19 protein-coding genes and 1 other annotated feature are annotated in these 19,426 nt (G+C 60.5%); of the genes, 8 read left to right on the forward strand and 11 right to left on the reverse strand.

All coding sequences use genetic code 11. The features are described 5' to 3' along the window. Positions 1-13: 13 nt before the first annotated feature. Genes NB311A_RS01925 through NB311A_RS01935 form a run of 3 tightly spaced genes read right to left on the reverse strand, consistent with a single transcriptional unit; the run spans position 14 to position 3,541 of the window. Positions 14-1,543 (reverse strand): L-aspartate oxidase, encoded by a 1,530-nt coding sequence (locus tag NB311A_RS01925; protein ID WP_009796729.1) that lies wholly within the window; start codon positions 1,541-1,543, stop codon positions 14-16. Then, positions 1,540-2,520, reverse strand: coding sequence for a quinolinate synthase NadA (gene nadA / locus NB311A_RS01930; RefSeq protein ID WP_009796730.1), 981 nt, complete (start codon positions 2,518-2,520; stop codon positions 1,540-1,542). Before nadA ends, NB311A_RS01925 begins: the two co-directional genes overlap by 4 nt. Before the next feature lie 52 nt (positions 2,521-2,572). Continuing rightward, on the reverse strand, positions 2,573-3,541 hold the full coding sequence (locus tag NB311A_RS01935) for a hypothetical protein (RefSeq protein ID WP_245256900.1): 969 nt from the start codon (positions 3,539-3,541) through the stop codon (positions 2,573-2,575). A gap of 262 nt (positions 3,542-3,803) precedes the next feature. On the opposite strand from NB311A_RS01935, the gene NB311A_RS01940 reads away from it, so the two are divergent. The 4 genes from NB311A_RS01940 to NB311A_RS01955 are packed head-to-tail and all read left to right on the forward strand — an operon-like array spanning position 3,804 to position 7,169. Beyond that, complete coding sequence (locus NB311A_RS01940) at positions 3,804-4,097, forward strand: Dabb family protein (RefSeq protein WP_009796732.1); 294 nt, start codon at positions 3,804-3,806, stop codon at positions 4,095-4,097. 41 nt (positions 4,098-4,138) lie between these two features. After that, the gene (locus NB311A_RS01945) at positions 4,139-5,275 is read left to right on the forward strand and encodes an 8-amino-7-oxononanoate synthase (RefSeq protein WP_009796733.1); all 1,137 of its coding nucleotides are present in this window, start codon (positions 4,139-4,141) and stop codon (positions 5,273-5,275) included. Continuing rightward, positions 5,272-5,913, forward strand: a complete 642-nt coding sequence (gene bioD, locus NB311A_RS01950) for a dethiobiotin synthase (protein ID WP_009796734.1) — start codon at positions 5,272-5,274, stop codon at positions 5,911-5,913. The genes NB311A_RS01945 and bioD overlap by 4 nt, the downstream gene beginning before the upstream one ends. Further along, positions 5,910-7,169: an adenosylmethionine--8-amino-7-oxononanoate transaminase gene (locus tag NB311A_RS01955; RefSeq protein ID WP_009796735.1), complete on the forward strand. Its 1,260-nt coding sequence runs from the start codon at positions 5,910-5,912 to the stop codon at positions 7,167-7,169. The genes bioD and NB311A_RS01955 overlap by 4 nt, the downstream gene beginning before the upstream one ends. A 141-nt stretch (positions 7,170-7,310) precedes the next feature. On the opposite strand, the gene NB311A_RS01960 is transcribed toward NB311A_RS01955, so the two are convergent. Continuing rightward, complete coding sequence (locus tag NB311A_RS01960; RefSeq protein WP_009796736.1) at positions 7,311-7,787, reverse strand: membrane protein; 477 nt, start codon at positions 7,785-7,787, stop codon at positions 7,311-7,313. 218 nt (positions 7,788-8,005) lie between these two features. Here NB311A_RS01960 and NB311A_RS01965 point away from each other — a divergent pair, with 218 nt between their 5' ends. Further along, entirely contained in the window at positions 8,006-8,743 is a 738-nt protein-coding gene (locus NB311A_RS01965) for a Crp/Fnr family transcriptional regulator (RefSeq protein WP_245256901.1), read from the forward strand. Between the two features lie 117 nt (positions 8,744-8,860). Here the strand turns inward: NB311A_RS01965 and NB311A_RS01970 are convergent, their stop codons facing one another. Together NB311A_RS01970 and NB311A_RS01975 are read right to left on the reverse strand one after the other, a co-directional pair. Then, a complete protein-coding gene (locus tag NB311A_RS01970; protein ID WP_086008670.1) occupies positions 8,861-9,286 on the reverse strand; it encodes an HIT family protein in 426 nt (141 codons plus the stop codon). A gap of 214 nt (positions 9,287-9,500) precedes the next feature. Continuing rightward, positions 9,501-9,692 carry a hypothetical protein gene (locus NB311A_RS01975; protein ID WP_009796739.1) on the reverse strand — a complete coding sequence of 64 codons (192 nt, stop codon included), beginning with the start codon at positions 9,690-9,692 and terminating at the stop codon, positions 9,501-9,503. Between the two features lie 614 nt (positions 9,693-10,306). Here NB311A_RS01975 and NB311A_RS01980 point away from each other — a divergent pair. After that, positions 10,307-11,506 (forward strand): alanine--glyoxylate aminotransferase family protein, encoded by a 1,200-nt coding sequence (locus tag NB311A_RS01980; protein ID WP_009796741.1) that lies wholly within the window; start codon positions 10,307-10,309, stop codon positions 11,504-11,506. 331 nt (positions 11,507-11,837) lie between these two features. Here NB311A_RS01980 and NB311A_RS01985 read toward each other — a convergent pair whose 3' ends face one another. The 4 genes from NB311A_RS01985 to NB311A_RS02000 all read right to left on the reverse strand — a co-directional run bounded on the left by NB311A_RS01985 (position 11,838) and on the right by NB311A_RS02000 (position 15,065). Then, the gene (locus NB311A_RS01985; protein ID WP_009796742.1) at positions 11,838-12,233 is read right to left on the reverse strand and encodes a hypothetical protein; all 396 of its coding nucleotides are present in this window, start codon (positions 12,231-12,233) and stop codon (positions 11,838-11,840) included. 109 nt (positions 12,234-12,342) lie between these two features. Continuing rightward, entirely contained in the window at positions 12,343-12,726 is a 384-nt protein-coding gene (locus NB311A_RS01990) for a hypothetical protein (RefSeq protein ID WP_131522867.1), read from the reverse strand. A gap of 397 nt (positions 12,727-13,123) precedes the next feature. Beyond that, the gene (locus tag NB311A_RS01995) at positions 13,124-14,305 is read right to left on the reverse strand and encodes a 6-phosphofructokinase (protein ID WP_040673776.1); all 1,182 of its coding nucleotides are present in this window, start codon (positions 14,303-14,305) and stop codon (positions 13,124-13,126) included. Positions 14,306-14,789: 484 nt separating this feature from the next. Beyond that, the gene (locus NB311A_RS02000; RefSeq protein ID WP_009796746.1) at positions 14,790-15,065 is read right to left on the reverse strand and encodes a hypothetical protein; all 276 of its coding nucleotides are present in this window, start codon (positions 15,063-15,065) and stop codon (positions 14,790-14,792) included. A gap of 18 nt (positions 15,066-15,083) precedes the next feature. Between NB311A_RS02000 and NB311A_RS22860 the strand changes: the two genes are divergently transcribed. Continuing rightward, positions 15,084-15,206, forward strand: a complete 123-nt coding sequence (locus NB311A_RS22860; RefSeq protein WP_009796747.1) for a hypothetical protein — start codon at positions 15,084-15,086, stop codon at positions 15,204-15,206. A gap of 39 nt (positions 15,207-15,245) precedes the next feature. On the opposite strand, the gene NB311A_RS02005 is transcribed toward NB311A_RS22860, so the two are convergent. Then, positions 15,246-16,408 (reverse strand): IS3 family transposase gene (locus tag NB311A_RS02005; RefSeq protein ID WP_207382332.1). Its coding sequence is split into 2 segments (ribosomal slippage): positions 15,246-16,174 and positions 16,174-16,408, totalling 1,164 coding nucleotides; the frame shifts between segments, so codons are not numbered across the junction. Then, positions 16,065-16,181 (reverse strand) — a sequence feature (AL1L pseudoknot). Its footprint overlaps the gene before it by 117 nt. A gap of 576 nt (positions 16,409-16,984) precedes the next feature. On the opposite strand from NB311A_RS02005, the gene NB311A_RS02015 reads away from it, so the two are divergent. After that, positions 16,985-18,316, forward strand: coding sequence for an IS256-like element ISNisp4 family transposase (locus tag NB311A_RS02015; protein ID WP_009796750.1), 1,332 nt, complete (start codon positions 16,985-16,987; stop codon positions 18,314-18,316). Positions 18,317-19,426 lie beyond the last annotated feature (1,110 nt).

The following is a 19,426-nucleotide window of genomic DNA, read 5'->3' on the forward strand; positions in this document are numbered from 1 at the left end:
CCTTGGGTGCGAGCTAGCTAACTAAATCGGGGATGCAGTCTTGTGCGGCATCGAACGCATCGCAAAGGCGAAGTGTTCTTCGCGCCGCGCTGATCGCCCGTTCGGGAAAGTCTGTGCGTGCATGCGCGCCCCGGGTTTCTTCACGGCGAAGCGCGGCGATCACGATCATCAGGGCGACGATGGCCGGGTCGCTCGCCGCCTGCCGGGAGGTGGCAAGCGGCAAGAGCGCGCGCGCGGCTGCACGCAGCTTTTCGCCGTCACGCAAAACTCCGGCGGCGCGGGACAGAATTGGCCGGATCAAGATCGGATCGCAGCCGGCGCCCGTGTCCGTCGTTCCGGGGAAGCGTCGTTTCGCAGGCGCCGTGGCGGCGATATCCTGGGCGACCAGGCCGGCGCACACGACCGCCTCCAGAAGCGAGTTGCTCGCGAGCCGGTTGGCGCCATGAAGGCCGGTGCAGGCGGCTTCACCGCAGGCCCAGAGACCGTCAATGGACGTTCGTCCGCGTTTGTCGACGGCAATTCCGCCCATATGATAATGCGCGGCGGGACGAACCGGGATCGGCTGTGTCAGGGGGTCGATTCCCGCATCGCGACAAAATGAGGTGATCGCCGGGAAACGTTTAGCGAAGTCGATGCCAGGCATGTGCGCTGCGTTGACAAACACGCGATGACCCGCTGCCATGTGCCGCCAGACCGCGCGTGCGACGATATCGCGCGGCGCAAGTTCGGCTCCGGGTGTATCAGCCATGAAGCGATCGCCGTTTTCGTCGATGAGAGTCGCGCCTTCGCCGCGCACTGCTTCGCTGACTAGTTTCAGCGGGAAGGAGCCGGTGTCGAGCGCCGTCGGGTGAAACTGGATGAACTCGAGGTCGGCCATGATGGCGCCGGCGCGCGCCGCGAGCGCGAGTCCCTGGCCGCACGATCCCGCCGGATTGGTTCCGTGCAGAAACAATCCGCCGATGCCTCCGGTCGCGATCACGATGTGATCGGTGACGAAGGTGACGAAATCACGCCCGGTCTGGCAGACGACACCTCTCACCGCATTGTCCTCGACGATCAACCGCTGTGCGCGGGTCGGCTCGCACACGGTGATCGAAGGCGTCTCATAGACCTTGCGGGCCAGGGTGCGAATGATGTCGTGGCCACTCGCATCACCTCCGGCATGAACGATCCGGCGGCGCGAGTGGGCTGCCTCAAGGCCAAGCGCGATATCACCCTTGGCGTCGCGATCGAAAGCCACGCCGAGCTGCAAAAGCCGCTCGATCGCAGCCGGCGCAGCGGCGAGGATTGCCGCGGCCACGCGCTCGTCGCAAAGCCCGTCCCCGGCAGCGAGGGTGTCGGCCAGATGCAGCGATGGGTTGTCGTCCGCTCCGATGCCTGCGGCAATACCGCCTTGCGCGAGAATGCTCGATGTCTCGAGACCCAAGGGTGCGCTGCTCAAGAGCAGCACCGGCCGCGGCGCCAGCGCGAGCGCCGTCATCAAACCGGCAAGGCCGCCGCCGATAACGACTGCCGCGCCGTTGGTGTCATGAAGCGTTGTCATCCGACGGACAGCATTCGCTCGACAGCGAGGCGTGCGCGCGCAGCGATGCTTGCGTCGATCGTGACCTCGTGCTGCATCGACTCCAGCGCGCGGCGAATATTCCCCAGCGTGATCCTCTTCATGTGCGGGCACAGATTGCAGGGACGAATGAACTCGAGGTCAGGATGATCGGCTGCGACATTGTCGCTCATCGAGCATTCCGTTAGCAGCATGACCCGGGGCGGTCGTCTGGCGGCGACATAGGACGCCATGGCGGCGGTCGATCCGGCGAAATCCGATTCCGCCACGACGTCCGGCGGACACTCCGGATGCGCCAGCACGACGACGCCGGGGTGATTGTCGCGCAGCTGCCGCACCTCTTCGGCGCTGAAGCGCTCATGCACCTCGCAATGCCCGGCCCAGGCGATGACCTTGACATGGGTTTCGGCGGCGATGTTCTTCGCCAGATATTCGTCGGGCAGCATGATGACGCGTTCGACGCCGAGCGACTCGACGACGGCTTTGGCGTTGCCCGACGTGCAGCAGATGTCCGACTCCGCCTTCACCGCGGCCGAGGTGTTCACGTAAGTGACGATCGGAACGCCGGGATAGGTGCGCCGCAGAAGCCGCACATCTTCGGGCGTGATCGAGTCGGCGAGCGAGCAGCCGGCGCTGGTGTCGGGAATCAGGACCGTCTTTGACGGATTCAGCAGTTTTGCTGTTTCGGCCATGAAATGCACCCCGGCGAGCACGATCACGTCGGCTTCCACCTCGGTTGCCTTGCGGGCCAGCGCAAGGCTGTCGCCAACGATATCGGCCACGCCGTGGAAGATCTCGGGCGTCTGGTAGTTGTGCGCAAGAACGACCGCGTTGCGACGCTTCTTCAGTTCGATGATCGCATCAACGTCGTTGGCGTAAGCCGGCCATTCGATCCGGGGGATCGCATGCCGCACCTTGGGATAGATCCGGGCCGATGGTCGCAATTCAAGGACGGACATGACAAATACTCCCAATCGACGCCTATTATACTGATGTTGAGTATAAGTATTGTCAAGTCCCCGAGATGGGTAATTTGGTCCCGGCAATCGCGCGCTCAGCCAATACGACGCGGCGGAAACGGAAAAGTTTTGCCGGCCGTCCCCCGGTTTCCTGGCTGGTTTCGCCGGTATCCTCCACCAGTTCCTGCTGTTCGATCAAACGGCGAAAATTGGGCTTATGCACAAGCTTTCCGGCCAGCGCTTCAACGCACCGTTGCAATTGCAGCAATGTGAACGTCTCCGGCATCAACTCGAAGACGACGGGGCGATATTTGATCTTGGCGCGAAGCCTGGCGATGCCGGTCGCCAGAATCCGACGATGGTCGAGTATCATCGGATCGCCCGGCACGGATGTGGTGATGGCTGTCGGAACGGGCGACCCGTCGCCCCGCAGGGCCTCCGGGATCAATCGTGCCTCGTACATGAGCTCATACCGTTGCAGGACGAGTTCCTCGTTCCAGATGTGATCGTCCAACCCGAACAGCCTCGCCGCTCGCTGCCGGCGATGGCTCCGCGTTGTCCGGTCCGGTGCTGCCGCGATCCATGCTGTAAGGCCGGACCGCAGCGTTTTGTCCGCTACCGGCGTACCAAGGCGATGATCCTCCCAAGGGAAATAATCATACCAGCTCCGCCAGCTCGCCTCATATTGGCTGGACTCGGCCTGCTCGCGGGTCAGGCCTTGCTCGCGGGTGAGGCCGAGATAGCTGATCGAGATGATGCGCTGGTCGGCGGCGCCGGTGCGATCCCGATCGGCGAAGGTGTAAAGCTGCTCGACGTAGCCTAGCGGCAGCCCCGTCTGGCGTTCGACCCAGGCGCGCAACCCCGATTGCAGCGAGCGATGAGCCAGTTCGAATGGACCCGATGGCAGTGCATTCTGATCCTGGATCGTCAGAACCCGGGGATCGCCCGCGGTCACCGCCACCAGCAGCGCAATGAGGTCCGCCGCGATTGCCTGTGTTGATGCAGGAGGCAGCGAACGCATGGGCGTCCTGGATTTGGCGAGCGGATCATTCATCGCAAGCGGTCATCGTCGAACGTGCTCATGCTCTGAAATCGAGTGCGTCCGGTGCGGACATCGAAGGAAGCTCATATGGACAGTATTTCGCGGAACATTCAACAGGAGGTCCGGGCTTGTGAAACGCTGCTTCCTGGACCGGCGAGCGCGCCTGCGTCGTGAGCGTTGCGTTGAACCTGATCGCAAGATAGTCATGCGGCCTGGATCACCCTCTGCCCTACGGCCAGCCATGATTCGTCACATCGTTTTATTCACCGCGAAAGACAAGGGCGATATCGACAAGATTATCGACGGTCTGTCGCCGCTCACCACGATCCCGCACGCGCGCAGGCTCGAGGTGGCGCGCAACCGGAAGACGGATCAGCTCGGCAACGACATCGACGTGGTGGTTTATGGCGAGTTCGACAGCGAGGCGGAACTTGCGGCCTACAAGGCGCACGATCTCTACCAGGCATCGACGGACCGGGTACGGCCGCTTCGGGACATGCGATTTGCGGCCGATTACGATGTCCCGGCCGATTAGGCCGTCGCGACTGCCGTCACCGGCGAGGTAAAGCGCAATATATGACGATGCACGGGATTTACACGACGGATTTGCGGGCGCTCGCGGACAGAGGGCGTCTGCGGACGTTGCGCGAGCGTTCAGGGATCGATCTCGCATCGAACGACTATCTGGGCTTGGCTGAATCTGATGAGTTGCGGCAGGCCGCCGCCGCCGCGCTGGCGCGGGGCGTGCCGGTCGGCTCCGGTGGATCCCGCCTGCTGCGCGGCAATCATCCTGAGCATGAAGCGCTGGAGCGCGAAGCGGCGGCTTTCTTCGGCGCTGAATCGGCGCTCTATTTCGGCGGCGGCTATGTCGCTAATTTCGCAATTTTCTCGACGCTGCCGCAGCGCGGCGATCTCGTCGTGCATGACGAGCTGATTCACGCCAGCGTCCATGACGGCATTCGTCGCGGCCGCGCTGAATCCGTCAGCGTCCGGCATAACGATGCCGATGCGTTCGACGCGGCGATCGTGAAATGGCGCAAGGCTGGCGGCACGGGGCGACCCTGGTTGTCGATCGAAAGCGTCTACAGCATGGACGGCGACAGCCCGAACCTCAACGAGTTGTTCGCAGTCGCCGACCGCCACGAGGCAATGGTCGTGATCGACGAGGCTCACGCGACCGGCGTGCTGGGCCCGCAGGGGCGGGGACTTGCCACGCCATTCGAGGGGCGCGACAACGTCATCACGTTGCACACCTGCGGCAAGGCGCTCGGGACGTCCGGCGGTTTCGTTCTTGCGCCAAAGATCATTCGCGACTTTCTGGTCAATCGCGCGCGACCGTTCATCTATGCCACCGCGCCTTCGCCTCTGACAGCCGCGGTGACGCGCGCGGCGCTCGAACTTTCCTTCACCAGTCCCACGCGGCGTGAGCGCCTGGCGCATCTGGTAAGGTTTGCTGGTAGCGAACTGCGTCGGCGCTGCCATATCGAGTCATCCGGCTCGCATATCATTCCGGTGATTGCGGGCGCCGATCAGGCGGCGGTGGAACTGGCGGCTTCGTTGCAGCGCAGGGGCTTCGATATACGCGCGATCCGTCCGCCGACCGTTCCCGAAGGCACCGCGCGATTGCGCATCGCGTTGACGCTCCATGTCAATGAGGCAATCGTTACCGACCTGTTCGCGGCTTTGGCGGAAGACATGCGGTTTGCCGCGTGAGCGCGCGGATCGTCGTCAGCGGGACCGATACCGGCGTCGGCAAGACGGTGTTTTCGGCTGCGCTTGCCGGCGCGCTTGACGGCTATTACTGGAAGCCGGTTCAGGCGGGACTGGACGAGGAAACCGACTCGCAAACCGTGTCGCGGCTGTCGGGTCTCGCCGCCGAGCGCGTATTCCCGGAGGCGTACCGGTTGCGGACGCCGGTATCGCCGCATCTCGCCGCCGAGCTTGACGGCGTCAGCATCGATCACCGGGCGCTGGAGGCGCCGCATACGGACCGACCGCTGGTGATCGAGGGCGCTGGCGGTTTGCTGGTGCCGCTGACGCGCGAGGTCACCTATCTCGATCTGATGGCGAGGTGGCGGCTGCCGGTGGTGCTCTGCGCCCGAACCGCTCTCGGCACCATCAACCACAGCCTGTTATCGATCGAGGCGCTGCGCGCGCGCGACGTTCCGATACTCGGCGTCAGCTTCATCGGAGAAGAAAACGTCGAAACCGAACGGATCATTATCGATATGGGTAGGGTGAAGCGTCTTGGCCGGCTGAATTATCTCGCGCCGTTGACCCGCGCCACGTTACGTCAGGCTTTTACCAACGGTTTCGATATCGGTGATTTCGTCAAGGAGCGAGCCCGATGAAGCCGCCATCTCCCGTCTGGCACCCGTTCACCCAGCACGCGCTACAGCCGGAGGCGATTCCGATCGCCAGGGGCAAGGGCGCCTGGCTTGAAACCGCCGACGGCCGCCGCATTTTCGATGCGATCTCCTCCTGGTGGGTGGTGACGCATGGTCATCGTCATCCGCATATCGTGCAGGCGATCAAGGATCAGACTGATCGTCTCGATCAGGTGATCTTCGCCGGCCTCACCCACGAGCCTGCTGAAAGGCTGGCGCGGCAGCTTGTTGCGATAACGCCGCCGGGACTCGACTACGTCTTCTTTTCCGACAGCGGCTCGACCTCGGTGGAAGTCGCGTTGAAAATGGCGCTCGGCTTTTGGCGGAACCGGGGTGAGCGGCGCAGCCGGATCCTCGCGCTGGAAGGGGCCTATCACGGCGACACCATCGGCGGCATGTCGGTGGGTGAGCGCGGCGTTTTCAACGCGCCGTATGATCCGCTGTTGTTCGATGTGGAGCGCATTCCCTTTCCCCGCGAGGGCCGTGAGCAAGCCACGCTGGATGCGGTCACGACGGTGTGTCGGAACACCGGCGTGGCGGCGCTGATCGTGGAGCCCCTGATCCTCGGGGCCGGCGGCATGCTGATCTATCCGGCCTGGGTTCTGGCGGAGATGAAACGGATCTGCGAGGCTCACGGCGTTCTGTTGATCGCCGATGAAGTCATGACCGGGTGGGGCCGCACCGGAACGCTCTTCGCCTGCGAGCAGGCCGGTGTGACGCCCGATGTCGCCTGTTACTCCAAGGGACTGACCGGCGGCACGCTGCCGCTGGCGGTCACATTGTGCCGCGCCGATATCTTCGAGGCGCACTATTCAACGGATCGCAACAAGACCTTTTTTCATTCCAGTTCCTACACCGCGAATCCGATCGCCTGCGCGGCTGCGTGCGCGAACTTGGAGATCTGGCGAAGCGAGCCGGTGATGGAGCGCATCGCCGCGGTCGCGCGCGCGCAAACCAGCGGTCTTGACCGTTTTCGCGAAGATCGGCGCTTTACAAATATCCGTCAGCTCGGAACCATCGCCGCGCTTGATGTCGTCGCGGATGATGCTGGATATCTGGCCGGCATCGGGCCGCGCCTTTACGATCATTTCCTGAGCCGTGGGCTGCTGGTCCGGCCGCTCGGCAATACGATCTACCTGATGCCGCCGTATTGCAGCACGCCGCAGGAACTCGACAGCGTCTTTGACGCGATCGGCGAGATCGCCGACGCGGTCGGATGACATAGCGTTTTCGAGCGAAGTGGATACCGGTTCGCGTGAAGAAAACGCGTTAAAACAAAAAATCTGGAGCGTCGCTTCTGATTCAATCAGAAGCGAAAATGCTCCAGGCGACATCGTTGCCGCAGCTGACAGCGATCGCCGTCAGAAGATCGACCAGCCATGGCTTCCCGCGACCGCTGCGAAGACAGTCGCCAGGCCGAGCCCCAGCAGAATCCAGTGGGCCCGCTGTAGCCATGAAAAGGCAATGTCCGGCTGTTCGGTCGCCAGCCGATGGAAATAGCGATGCAGGATCAAAGGTTCGCCAACGAACAGCACGAAGGTGAACAGCAGCCAGAGACCCACCATGGCGTCCATCCACCAGAAGGCGGGCATTCGAAACCGATCCCAAAGATCGAGTTGCCACGTCAGGTAAAGGCCGCTCAAGCCGACGATGATGACCGACGCGCGCGCCTGCCAGATGAAACGCCGCTCGATCGCCTCGAACGCTTTCAGCCGGTCCGGTCCGAGATCGCCGCGCCGCAGCGCCGGTAAGGCCACCGTTGTCGCCATCGAAACGCCGCCGATCCAGACGACCACGGCAAGGACATGTAGCGCACGCGCAACGACGATATCATCCATGAAGCACCCGCTAGAACATTTTCCGGCGACGCCGGTTCGCCGCAAGAAAATGCGACCAGACAATAATTTCCAGAGCATGGGCCGTTTCAACTTGATCGGATCATGCTCCAGGCCGGCTTGGGTTCAAACTGTAAGGCAAGGCAGTTGGGCAGGGATTGCGCAAACGCAATGGATTGTCATTCTGCGCAGAGACGCATTACTGTTCGCGAATGCATAAAATGGCATCTCTGTCTCGTCAGCTCCTTTCAACCCTCGAACTCTTTCGAGACCTGCCGACGACAGCGCTGGATGACGTTCTTGCATCTGCCAGGCCGCGCTCCTTTGCCCGCAACTGCCGTGTGTTTAACCAGGGCGAAACCCGCGTGCGTGCTCATATCCTCGTTGATGGCTGGATCAGGATTTCTCAATCTGGCAGCGATGGCGGACAGGTCGTCCTGCGCTTCATTGGGCCCGGAGATATTTTTGGTGCGGTCTCGTTGTTCACGGATCGGTGCTATCCGGCCGATGCCGATACGTTGACGGATGCGACTGAGGTGAGCTGGAGCGACAAAGTTTTGCTCGAGCTGATGAACAGTCATCCCCAGATCGCCGTCAATGCCATTCGGATCGTTGGCCAACGACTTCAGGAGGCTCAGCACAGGGTTCGCGAACTTGCCACCCAGAGCGCGGAGCGGCGCGTCGCTCATGGGTTGTTGCGACTGATTCGTCAGGTGGGCGCCACGACCTCTCAAGGCATCATCATCCGCTTTCCGCTTCGTCGGAAAGACATTGCCGATATTGCCGGAACGACTCTTTATTCCGCAAGCCGCATTCTGAGCGCCTGGGAACGAGCCGGATGGCTCAAGACGCTCGACCGGCGCATTGCGGTCGAAAGCCTCTCGGAACTGATGCGCATTGCGGAAGACGAAAGCGAAAAGGGAGTCGGGGCGACGGCTGTTTTCGGTCAACCGCCATAGCCGTAGGCGTGGCTCGCGCTATAGCGTTTTCCGGCGACGTGGAAACAGGTTTGCGTGAAGGAAACACGTCAAAAATCATAGAGCCCCGCTTCTGATTCAGGCAGAAGCGAAAATGCTCTAAGAGCCGAGCGCGGCGATCAGCCGGGCCGCGTGATCCTGGAGCACCTTGGCGTCCTCCTGCCGGCTCTGTGGCGGTAGGAGCGCTACTCCCGATTTCATCGGCATGACATGCATATGCAGGTGAAACACCACCTGTCCGCTGACGGCTTCGCTGAACTGCTGGATGATGATGCCTTCGGCATCGAAGGCCTTCATGGCTGCCACCGCAATCGTCTTGCTGGTTCGCGCGACTTCCGCCAGATCATCCGCCGAAATGTCGAGGATTCCGCGGGCGGGTGCCTTCGGGATCACCAGCGTGTGGCCCGGCGTGCGCGGCATGATATCGAGAAAGGCAAATGTATGCGTATTCTCGTAAACCTTGAAGCAAGGCAGTTCGCCGCGAAGAATTTTCGCGAAAATGTTCTGGTCGTCGTAGGCTGGCACCATTGTCATTAAGTCTGTCCCGGCTTGTTCGAGCTGCGTCAGAACGGTCCAAGTGTAGTGGTTCAGAGGTTCGCTTTCAGCGTCCAGCGAGTCCGCCAGGCGAACTTCTGAACCTGAACCACACTTAGAATTATAAAGCTGGTCGTGTCCCTTTGATTTCGAAGTTCGCATCAAAGGTTGCTGCAAGGATGTGCGAATTTCGCAATCGGGGACCCTAGTCGTGATTGCGCGGCCTATCCAATAACTTTGTCAGGCCAAGCCGTCTGATCCGTTCGCGCGTGAGTTGATCCCGTGCACCTTCCTTGATCAGCAAGTCGATGAACGCCAGCCGTTTTGATTCATCCGTCGCCGCGGCCAGAAGATCTCGATAGCGCTTGTAATCGTATCCTTTGTCGGATTCATCCATGGGAGGTCTCGTAGACTTCTCTTGCCCGTGAGCCCGGGTAGTCAATTACAGGGATGGCGGCCATTCTGCCCTTGGTATGAGGCGGCGCTCTGTTTGCAACGCACGCCGATCGGTCCGTCATAATAGGCAAAGGGTTGATCCGGCGTGACGGCAGGCCCGTAATTGTGGAGGTAGATATCAGTCTCGGGCGAGAGTGGTTTGTGATAGTGGTGCTTGTGATGACGATGCCCGGCCCCCGCGGATGTTGAGATGGCCATCGAAACCACGGCGGCTGCCAGAATACGACAAGGCGGAGTTCTGAAAAACATCGTTGGGCCTATCTCCTGTGCTGCGGATCGAGCGTCCAATCCAGAGTACAGGGTAAAATGGGAAATTGTTGTGGGCTGGTTCCATGTTCGGGCCGGCCCCGGCCGCTGTCAATGCCCCGTGGGCGAGGCACAGGAAATCTCAGGCTGCCTCCTCGTGCGACGGGCGGATCGAGCTGGCCGCAGCTTGAGGGCGGTCCGGCAGTCCTGGCCGCATTCTGGACCGGGGGCGTGCGAGCGCGGGACAATGCCGCCGGATAATGGTATTCGACCTGCAATTCGACAAATTCCCGGAAAGGACGCCCCCCGATGACGCTGCATACAGGACGACATACCCTTCAGATTCCAGGCCCCACCAATGTGCCTGACCGTGTGCTGCGCGCCATCGATATGCCGGTCCTCGATCATCGCAGTCCGGAATTCGCGGTGCTGGGCCATGAGGTGCTGGCCGACATCAAGCGGATTTTCCGCACCAAACAGCCCGTGATCATCTATCCGTCGTCGGGCACCGGCGCCTGGGAGGCCGCGATCGTCAACACGTTGTCGCCGGGCGATAAAGTGCTGATGGCGGAGACCGGCCAGTTCGCGACGCTATGGCTCGCCCTGGCCAACAGATTCAACCTCGATGTCGATGTGCTGCCCACCGACTGGAGGCGCGGCGCTCCCCTCGACCAGATCGAGGAGCGGCTCAAGGCCGATCGGGAGCACAAGATCAAGGCCGTGATGATCGTGCATAATGAGACGTCCACGAGCTGCGTCACCCATCCCCTTGAGGTTCGCAAAATTCTCGACCGCGCCAAACATCCGGCGCTGCTGCTGGTCGACACCATCTCCGGCCTCGGCGCGATGGAATATGAGCATGATGCCTGGGGTATCGACGTGTCGATCTCAGGGTCCCAAAAGGGCATGATGTTGCCGGCGGGACTCGGTTTCAACGCGGTGTCGGAAAAGGCGCTGGCGGCCTCAAAGGCCAACACGTCGCCGCGCGCTTATTGGGACTGGCATCAGGTGATCGCCAACAACGAGCAGGGCTCGTTTCCCTACACGCCGGCCACAAATCTCCTCTACGGCCTGAAGGTTGCGATCGCCATGATGGAGGAGGAAGGTCTGGAAAACGTGTGGGCTCGCCACAAGCGTCACGGTGCTGCGACGCGGGCTGCCGTGAAGGAGTGGGGGCTGGAACTCGTCTGTCAGGATCCGCACGCCTATTCGCCGGCGCTGACCGCCGTGATGCTGCCCGATGGCTACGATTCAGACGCCTTCCGCAAGGTGGTGCTGGACAATTTCGACATGTCGCTCGGCGCCGGTCTCAACAAGATCAAGGGCAAGGCTTTCCGCATTGGTCATCTCGGCCATCAGAACGACCTGATGCTGATGGGGGCTCTGGCGGGGATCGAGATGAGTCTCGACCTCGCCGAGGTGCCGCATCGCGCGGGCGGCGTTGCTGCGGCGATGGAGGTGCTTAAGGGGCGTGAGGCGGCGCCGATGCTGAAAGCTGTCGTGGCCTGAGCTGGATCGCGTCGATCGTCGGGGCTCGCTGCGGGGCCCCGACGCGCTATTTGAGTCGAGCAGTCTTGAGTTGGCAATAAACGACAGAGTGGGCGCATAAACGCTCTCACGGCCGTCAACGAAGACCTTCTCTCCGCCCTCCAACTCCATGTCCTCAAAGGTGGCATCGCCCATCTGACGTTTAACCCTCCCGCGTCCTCCCCCTGAGTGAAAGCCGAGATGTCTGAAGGGTGCATTTGGCGGAGGCGAGCGCGGTCATTTTTGATGGGCACCCGCAAATCCACAAACCCCCTTTGTTTTTACTCATGAAAATTGGCTTCGTTCTGCCAAATTAGAGATGCTGCATTGCTCGTTTGCGCCTTGAAAAGGCGCGCTTTTCGTATCGTTCGATCTTCCTCAATTCCGCATTCAAACGAACGCTGTCGTCAAGCGTTCGATCGCTTTCGAAAAAGCGATCGAATATCGTAGCCTTGACTTTCCTCACTTGCAGAAGAGCCAACTGCGCGTGGGCGGCTTCAACACTGGCGAAAGTGGGGTCGCTTTGGTTCGTTTCCTTGGAAAGAAGGCGCGCAAATCCCTCGATCTCGTCTCTGAATGGTGAGTTGGTGCACGTCAATCCGTGCTGAAGCGCGTTCTTCGCTGCCCTTGTTTTGCCGGCTTGAGAAATCGGTCCGGTGCTTCTTTGGGCATTTTTTCGGTTGGCGGCGATCTGTCGGGCCGAGGCCATGGTGGGTTACTCCGCTGCCTGTTTGAATGCGCCCAATTCACCCTCAATCAGGCCGGCTGTTGCCTTTTTCAACTGTTGTGCAGATTTCTCGTTGCGACGTTCGATTTCCCTAAGCGCCATCAATCGTCGGATTTCGTACGACGCAATCCGCTGCTCCACCGATCTCTGCCGCGCCTTTGAGGTGGGCGAGCGCCAACACCTTCGAGGGCGAATATCCTCGGGCCTGCAAATCGGCGTCGATTGCCTTACGGGCGGCCGCATCAACCAACCAGCGCTGCGCGTCACGCTCGGCGCCGAGAATTCGATCTACTGTTTTCAAGCTTTCAATCGGCCCGCTGAGCTTGCTGTATGCCGTCTTCAACAGATCAAAGACAACTTCTTTCTGATGAAGCCTAATGATGTCCGCCAAAATTAAACGCTCGCGACGGATCTGCCAGGACAAATCCACGAAATCCTTCAGATAGAGCTTGTTGATGACGTCAGGCTGGGTCATCGTGCTGACAATAGCCTGATAGAATGCGTCGTAGTCTTCCTGCTTCTCGTCCCCGACCAGCGGGGCGTCACCCAGAAAGCGGTCAAGGTCCGAACGAGGCCGCAACTTGGATGATTTGACAACCGGTTTGGGCATTCCGTTCGCCAGCCTTCACGAAGCACCAATTGCGAATCAAAAAAGCAATTCTATCTGTCTCGCCATCCGCCGGTTAAGTCGCGGCGCTTACTTTCTCCACAAATAAATTGTGAGGCTTCTTTATTCAGCAGCCGAGGGGTTTGAAGTCATCAATCAGGAGACGCAGAGCCTAACTCCTTCATCATGTCGAAGCCCCTGACTCCGCGTCGGCATCTGGCCGAGCTCAGTGCGAAGGGCTCCCGCATAGGAGACATTCCCATCGCTATGACGCACGGTTGAGAAAGATCGGCAACCCTCGCTTACCCGCATAGAGCGGACGATAGCGTTCCGTGTTGTATGTGGTGGCGACGTCCAATTTGCGTGGCCCGAGCTTGGGATCGGGAATCGGCACGAGATCGTAGCGGCCCTCGACCAACGCCGACATCAGGCCGGTCCTGCCTTCCAGGACCGCATCGTAAGCGATGTTGCCGAACGTCAAAGCGACGAGCTTGTCCACGAAGTCCGGATCCCCAGATCGCAGGTCATAGGTCAGGTCAGAAACGATCGTCTCTTCGCCAGCGCGCCATTTGATCTCGTCGGCAAGCGCTTCGGCGACGCTCGCTTTCTTGCGGTGACCGTAGGGATCGGGTTCACCGTATTCCTGCACTTTATAGCCCTCCCACTCAGCACCCTCGCTGAGCACGATCAGCGCATAGTTGCTCGGATTGGCGTGCTTCTCCTCGAGCAGCAATTGGATCAACTTGTAGAGATCGACCTTATATTCCGGTATGGCACACCGGATCGAGGTCGCGTATGCGGTATAGAGTGCTGTAAATCCGGCGTCGCGGCCGAACACCCGGAAAATGCCAATACGCTCATGGGACCCGACCGTGGTGCGCTGCCGCTGGATGGCGTCGCTCGCTCGGGTGATCGCGGTCGAGAAGCCTATGCAATACTCGGTGTTGCGGACGTCGTTGTCCATCGTCTTTGGGATGGTGATGACCTTGACGCCGCGTTCGTTGAGCCTGGCCGCATAACTGAGCGTGTCGTCACCGCCAATGGCAATCAGGTGCTCGATGCCTAATCCGGACAAGTTCGCGAGCACTTGGTCGGTCAAGTCCCAGGTTTCGGTGTCGCCGTTGGTATGCTTGGTCAATGGACGATCCGGGCCGACGAGATGGTCGGGCAACTTTTTCATTTTGGAGGGATTGGTGCGGCTCGAATGAAGGACCGTGCCGCCGCGCCGGTCGATGGTGCGGGTGTTTTCACGGTTCAGCGGAATGAGATAGTGGGACCTGCTTGTCGGGTCCTCGAGGTTCAAGTGCGTCAGGGCCTCCCAGCCACGGCGGAGACCCACGACCTCAATATCATCTTCAAAGCCGCGATAAGTAATGGTCTTGATGATTGCATTGAGACCGGGGACGTCGCCGCCGCCGGTGAGGATGCCAATGCGTCTTTTCGCCAAGCCCACCTCCCATGGTATCTCGCTTATCACCAGCGCGTCGCGTCTCTTAACTGGCCGCTTCCGCCTCGCGTGGCTCCTGCCGCCGACGCATTAAAAGCACGGCGCAGGCTACCATAACACGGTCAGTAGCGGATGAGTTAGCTACATCACCGATACCGATCGCATGTCATGATGAAGCGCCCTCACAATCGAAAGCCGCACACTTCTCGGCTCAGTGCCCGCAGGCGGAGCGCGTGTTCGCCCCCCACGGTGACCGCCTTATGCTTGCCGGGGCGTTTCATCAATTGTGGGCCGCGACTCACGTGATCTCGTTTTCCCGTGTCGCTAACCTGAGACGACTCCGTCCTGCCTGTGTTCGCTGGGCGGGGCGGAGGGCATCGGCGTGGTCCATAGCCAGCGTTAGGTCTTGGATCAGCTCTCCAGTCCCGTTCGTGGCGATGCAATTCAGTTCATCCACCCGCACCGAGAATCCGCCCAAGGGTTGTTATAAAAGAAGCGCTCCGATCAGAACGATGAACCCGAGGGCGGCGACGAGAAGCATGACCTTCTCGACGCCGCTAACACGCTGTAACTCCGGATTTGGTTGACCGACGAAGGGCAACTTTGGCTCCTGTTGTGTCAGATCGCTCACCGTAAAAAAAAAGGGGCGGACGTAACCAGCGGCGCTGCAATCCGCCCGCGTGATAATGAGGTCCGCCCCTTTCGAATCACAAGACCAGGATTTGAGCGCCCTCGAACAAAATCCAAGCAGGATGTCCATCCATGGAACCTGCGGTTGATGGCGATCCTGCTCATGACGCCCTGGGTCCTGTTCATCATCCCCGGTCTTATCGCTGCATACGTGATCTTCGCGCGACCGGTTCTGAAAGCGCGGTTCGTCCTGGTCGGGGAGTCGATCTGAACCGCACCGGCTTTTTCGGAGGCTGTTTGATTTAAGTTGTTATGCCGCCATGGTCGATTGTTCCAGCATGGCGTAGTAGCGTTGCTCGGCTTCGGCGGGCGGGATGTTTCCGATGGTCTCCATGAGCCGCCGGTTGTTGAACCAGTCGACCCATTCCAGCGTTGCGAACTCGACGGCCTCGAAGCTACGCCACGGCCCGCGTCGGTGGATTACCTCGGCCTTGTAGAGGCCGTTGATGGTTTCGGCGAGAGCATTGTCGTAGGAATCGCCGACACTGCCGACAGACGGCTCGATGCCAGCGTCGGCCAGGCGTTCGGTGTACTTGATGGATAGATATTGGGCGCCTCTGTCACTGTGGTGGACCAGCCCACCGCGATGGATCGGCCGTCGATCGTGCAGGGCTTGCTCCAACGCATCGAGTACGAAGCCGGCGTGCGCCGAACGCGACGCCCGCCAGCCCACGATCCTGCGGGCATAGGCATCGATGACGAAGGCCACGTAGACGAAGCCCGTCCAGGTGGCAACATAGGTGAAGTCGGAGAGCCAAAGAGCATTCGGCCTCGACGCCTTGAACTGGCGGTTGACGCGATCCAGCGGGCATGGCGCCGCCTTGTCGCTGATCGACTTGCCGCGGATAACACCTTGCAAACCCATGGTCCGCATCAGTCGCGACACCGTGCAACGGGCAACATCGAAGCCTTCGCGCTTGAGCTGCCGCCAGACCTTGCGCACGCCGTAGACCCGGAAGTTCCGATCGAAGACGCGCCGGACCTCGATCTTCAGGGCGGCATCCTGCTTGGCGCGCGCCGACAGCCTGGCGGGATCGCGCCGCCTGGCCACATGGGCGTGGTAGGTCGAGGGGGCGATCGGCAGAACCTTACAGATCGGCTCGACCCCGTGCGCCGTGCGATGATCGTCGATAAAGGCAATCATGGCTTGGACCGGCGGTCGAGCTCCGCCGTCGCAAAATAAGCGCTCGCTTTGCGCAGGATCTCATTGGCCTGCCGGAGTTCGCGGTTCTCCCGCTCAAGCGCCTTCAGCTTCTCGGCGACGTCCGTGGGAACGCCCGCTCGCTTGCCGCTGTCGACCTCCGCCTTCTTCACCCATTCCAGCAGGGTATGACCGGAACAGCCAATCTTGGGCGCTATCGCCTCAATCGCCGCCCAGCGGGACGGATACTCGCTGCCGTGATCCAAAATCATCCGAACCGCTCGGGCCCGAACCTCCGGTGAGAACTTGTTCGTCGTTCGTCATGGCTCCATCCTCTCTCAGGACTTGGAGCCTCCGGCAAACCCGGGGCGGTTCAATCGCCAAGATCGCCGCGTGGATCCGAGGCGGCTGACCGCAACTAGTCCAGTCTGAGATAGGCGTCCCGGCGCGCGGACCTGGGGGAGGCGCGCCGGGAGCCATGCCGGATCGGCTCTACAGCGCCAACACGGATGCCCACCCTATGCTGATCCAGTAGCATCACAAGGCAATTCGGTGATTAAAGGAATCTTTCTCGCGGCCGCCCCGCTGTGTGTTCCTGACGATCTATGGCGGGTGTGATGGAAGGACCACAAATGATGGAGCGGTGACGTGTGATGGCGAGTACGTTAAAAGCAACGGCCCGACACGCGGTCACTCGTGAGAGCAGGCGTGCCGGGCCGCGCTACCGGGTCGCTCTATAGCGCCAACACGGCTGCTCAAGCCTAGACCTATCCACCAACACCACAAGGTAAATCGATGGAGCTATCGCTGAAAGTTGGTGACATCGGGCCTTGGGAAGGCGGCATATCATGGGGGTGCTTGCCGCCTCCACTTCTCCACCGAAGGAGCGATATGCCGTGTCCAAAGATAACGTCATCGAGCTGATTCATCCAGGAAACGTCGACGATCAACTCACGGAAATCTTTCGCGATGGGGCGCGTGCTCTGTTGGCGCAGGCGGTCGAGGCCGAGGTCACGGACTTTCTCGGCAAGCATGCCGATTTGAAGACTGCGGACGGCCACCAGCGCGTCGTGCGCCATGGTCACCTGCCGGAACGCGAGGTGATGACCGGCATCGGTCCAGTTGCCGTACGCCAGCCGCGTGTACGCGATCGCGAGGCGGATGCTGCCAACCCCGACCGCATCCGGTTCTCTCCGTCGATCCTGCCGCCCTACATGCGCCGCTCGAAATCGATCGAGACGCTGCTGCCGATCCTTTACCTGAAGGGTATCTCTACCGGCGACTTCTCCGAGGTTCTGGCGGCGCTGCTCGGCAAGGATGCTGCCGGGCTGTCGGCATCCGCCATCGGCCGGCTGAAGGACGGTTGGCTTGATGAACACACCGCGTGGCAGAGGCGCGATCTGTCGGCGAAGCGCTACGTCTATATCTGGGCCGATGGCATCCATCTCCAGGCGCGCCTCGAAGACGAAAAGCAGTGCATCCTGGTGCTGATCGGCGCGACGCCGGAAGGCCGCAAGGAACTGGTCGGCTTCACCGATGGCGCCCGCGAGAGCGCGCAAGACTGGCGCGATCTGCTGCTTGACCTGAAGCGGCGCGGGCTCGACGTGCCGCCGCAGCTTGCCATCGCCGATGGCGCGCTCGGGTTCTGGAAGGCCGCGGGTGAGGTCTGGCCGAAAACGCGCGAGCAGCGCTGCTGGGTGCACAAGACCGCGAACGTGCTCGCCAAGTTGCCGAAGAGCCAGCAGCCGAAAGCCAAACGCGCGTTGCAGGAGATCTGGATGGCTGAAACCAAGGTCGCCGCCAAGTTGGCGTTCGACGCCTTCATCGAGAGCTACACGCCCAAATACGCGAAGGCGGCCGACTGCCTGAGCAAGGATCGAGACACGCTACTAGCGTTCTACGACTTCCCGGCCGAGCATTGGAAACATCTGCGGACGACCAATCCCATTGAAAGCACCTTCGCTACCGTGCGCCACCGCACGATCCGATCGAAGGGTTGCCTGTCCAACAGGACGGCGCTCGCAATGGTTTTCAAGCTGCTTGAGGCCGCGCAGAAAAGCTGGCGTCGTCTCGATGGTCACAACCAGTTGTCAAAACTCGTCCTCGGTGTGACATTCAACGACGGGATCGAGGTCATCGCCAAACCGACTGACCGTCAGTCCTCAACCGCCGCCGCCTGATCGGCCCGGCCGTCACCAAAAATTGGCGATAGCTCAAATCGATGACCCTGCGACTTCTTGCGGCGGTGCTGCTGTGGGACAAAGGACGAGAGCAATCGTAGGTAGCTTTAACGCTTCCTGGCCAGTTTTCTTCTTCCTCTCTATGGCGTTTTTTGCCTTCCGGGGTCCTATCGGCGGCGAGCCCATGGCGCGCATGGCCAGTTAGGCATTCGATGGCTTCACGATTGACGCCGCCCCGATAGCAGCTAACGCAACCACACGGAAATGACGACGAGACAGATAAGAAACGCCGGCACCAGAATTGGCGGAACAAGCCAGCTTCGGAGGCCCTTGATCACGATTGATCTCCTCCGTTGGCGCTGCTGATGTCAGCCTCAGTTTTGCAGCTGCGACCGCAACGGCTACATTTCCAACTATTGGTCACAGCACTTGGAGAATAGCTGGAGCCAGCCGGAGCTGTAACAATGTACCCACACGAACAAATGTCAGTCCCTTCGCGTCGAGAACGCCGCGGCATGGCAAGGCTCATGGCTTGAACTCGCGAAGCCGAACGCCGCTCAAAAATTTGGTGAAAATGTATCGGGTAGGTAATGCCGCTCATCGCGCACCTCCTGTCTAAGGCGGGAGCGCTGTAGCGTCTCTCAGCCGTCAGCGCCCTTTAAGAATGGCCGACGATCGCCTCAATATAGACACTAGATGCCAGATAGATAGAGGGCGATTCCATTTCGCGGGGGGGCTCACCTATGCAAACGAAGCTGATCCTGAAAATGTCAGAGTATTAAAGAAGCTGTTAGTCGAAGAAGAGGCCAAGCTGACGGATTGGTGCGCTCAAAAAAAAGAACCGTAGTTAGCGCCCACCATGGCCTAAGTTGCGGTTTGCGATGCTTTCCCTAGCTTCCGCTCTTGGGATCCAGCCGCTGAAGGGAGCGCTGAAATAATCTGGTGACGCTTAAAAAAGATTCGTTCATTGTCAATTTCGGGAGCACATTATAGCCAATAATTTTTAGGGGCCTAGGTGTTCCATAAGCAGTTTAATTTGGAAGCATGAAGCCTGATGAACCTGAGGACGTCGCATGGACGCCTTTCAGTGATGGCCGTGGTCTCGAATGT

Source organism: Nitrobacter sp. Nb-311A, from assembly GCF_000152905.1.
Taxonomy (GTDB): Bacteria; Pseudomonadota; Alphaproteobacteria; order Rhizobiales; family Xanthobacteraceae; genus Nitrobacter.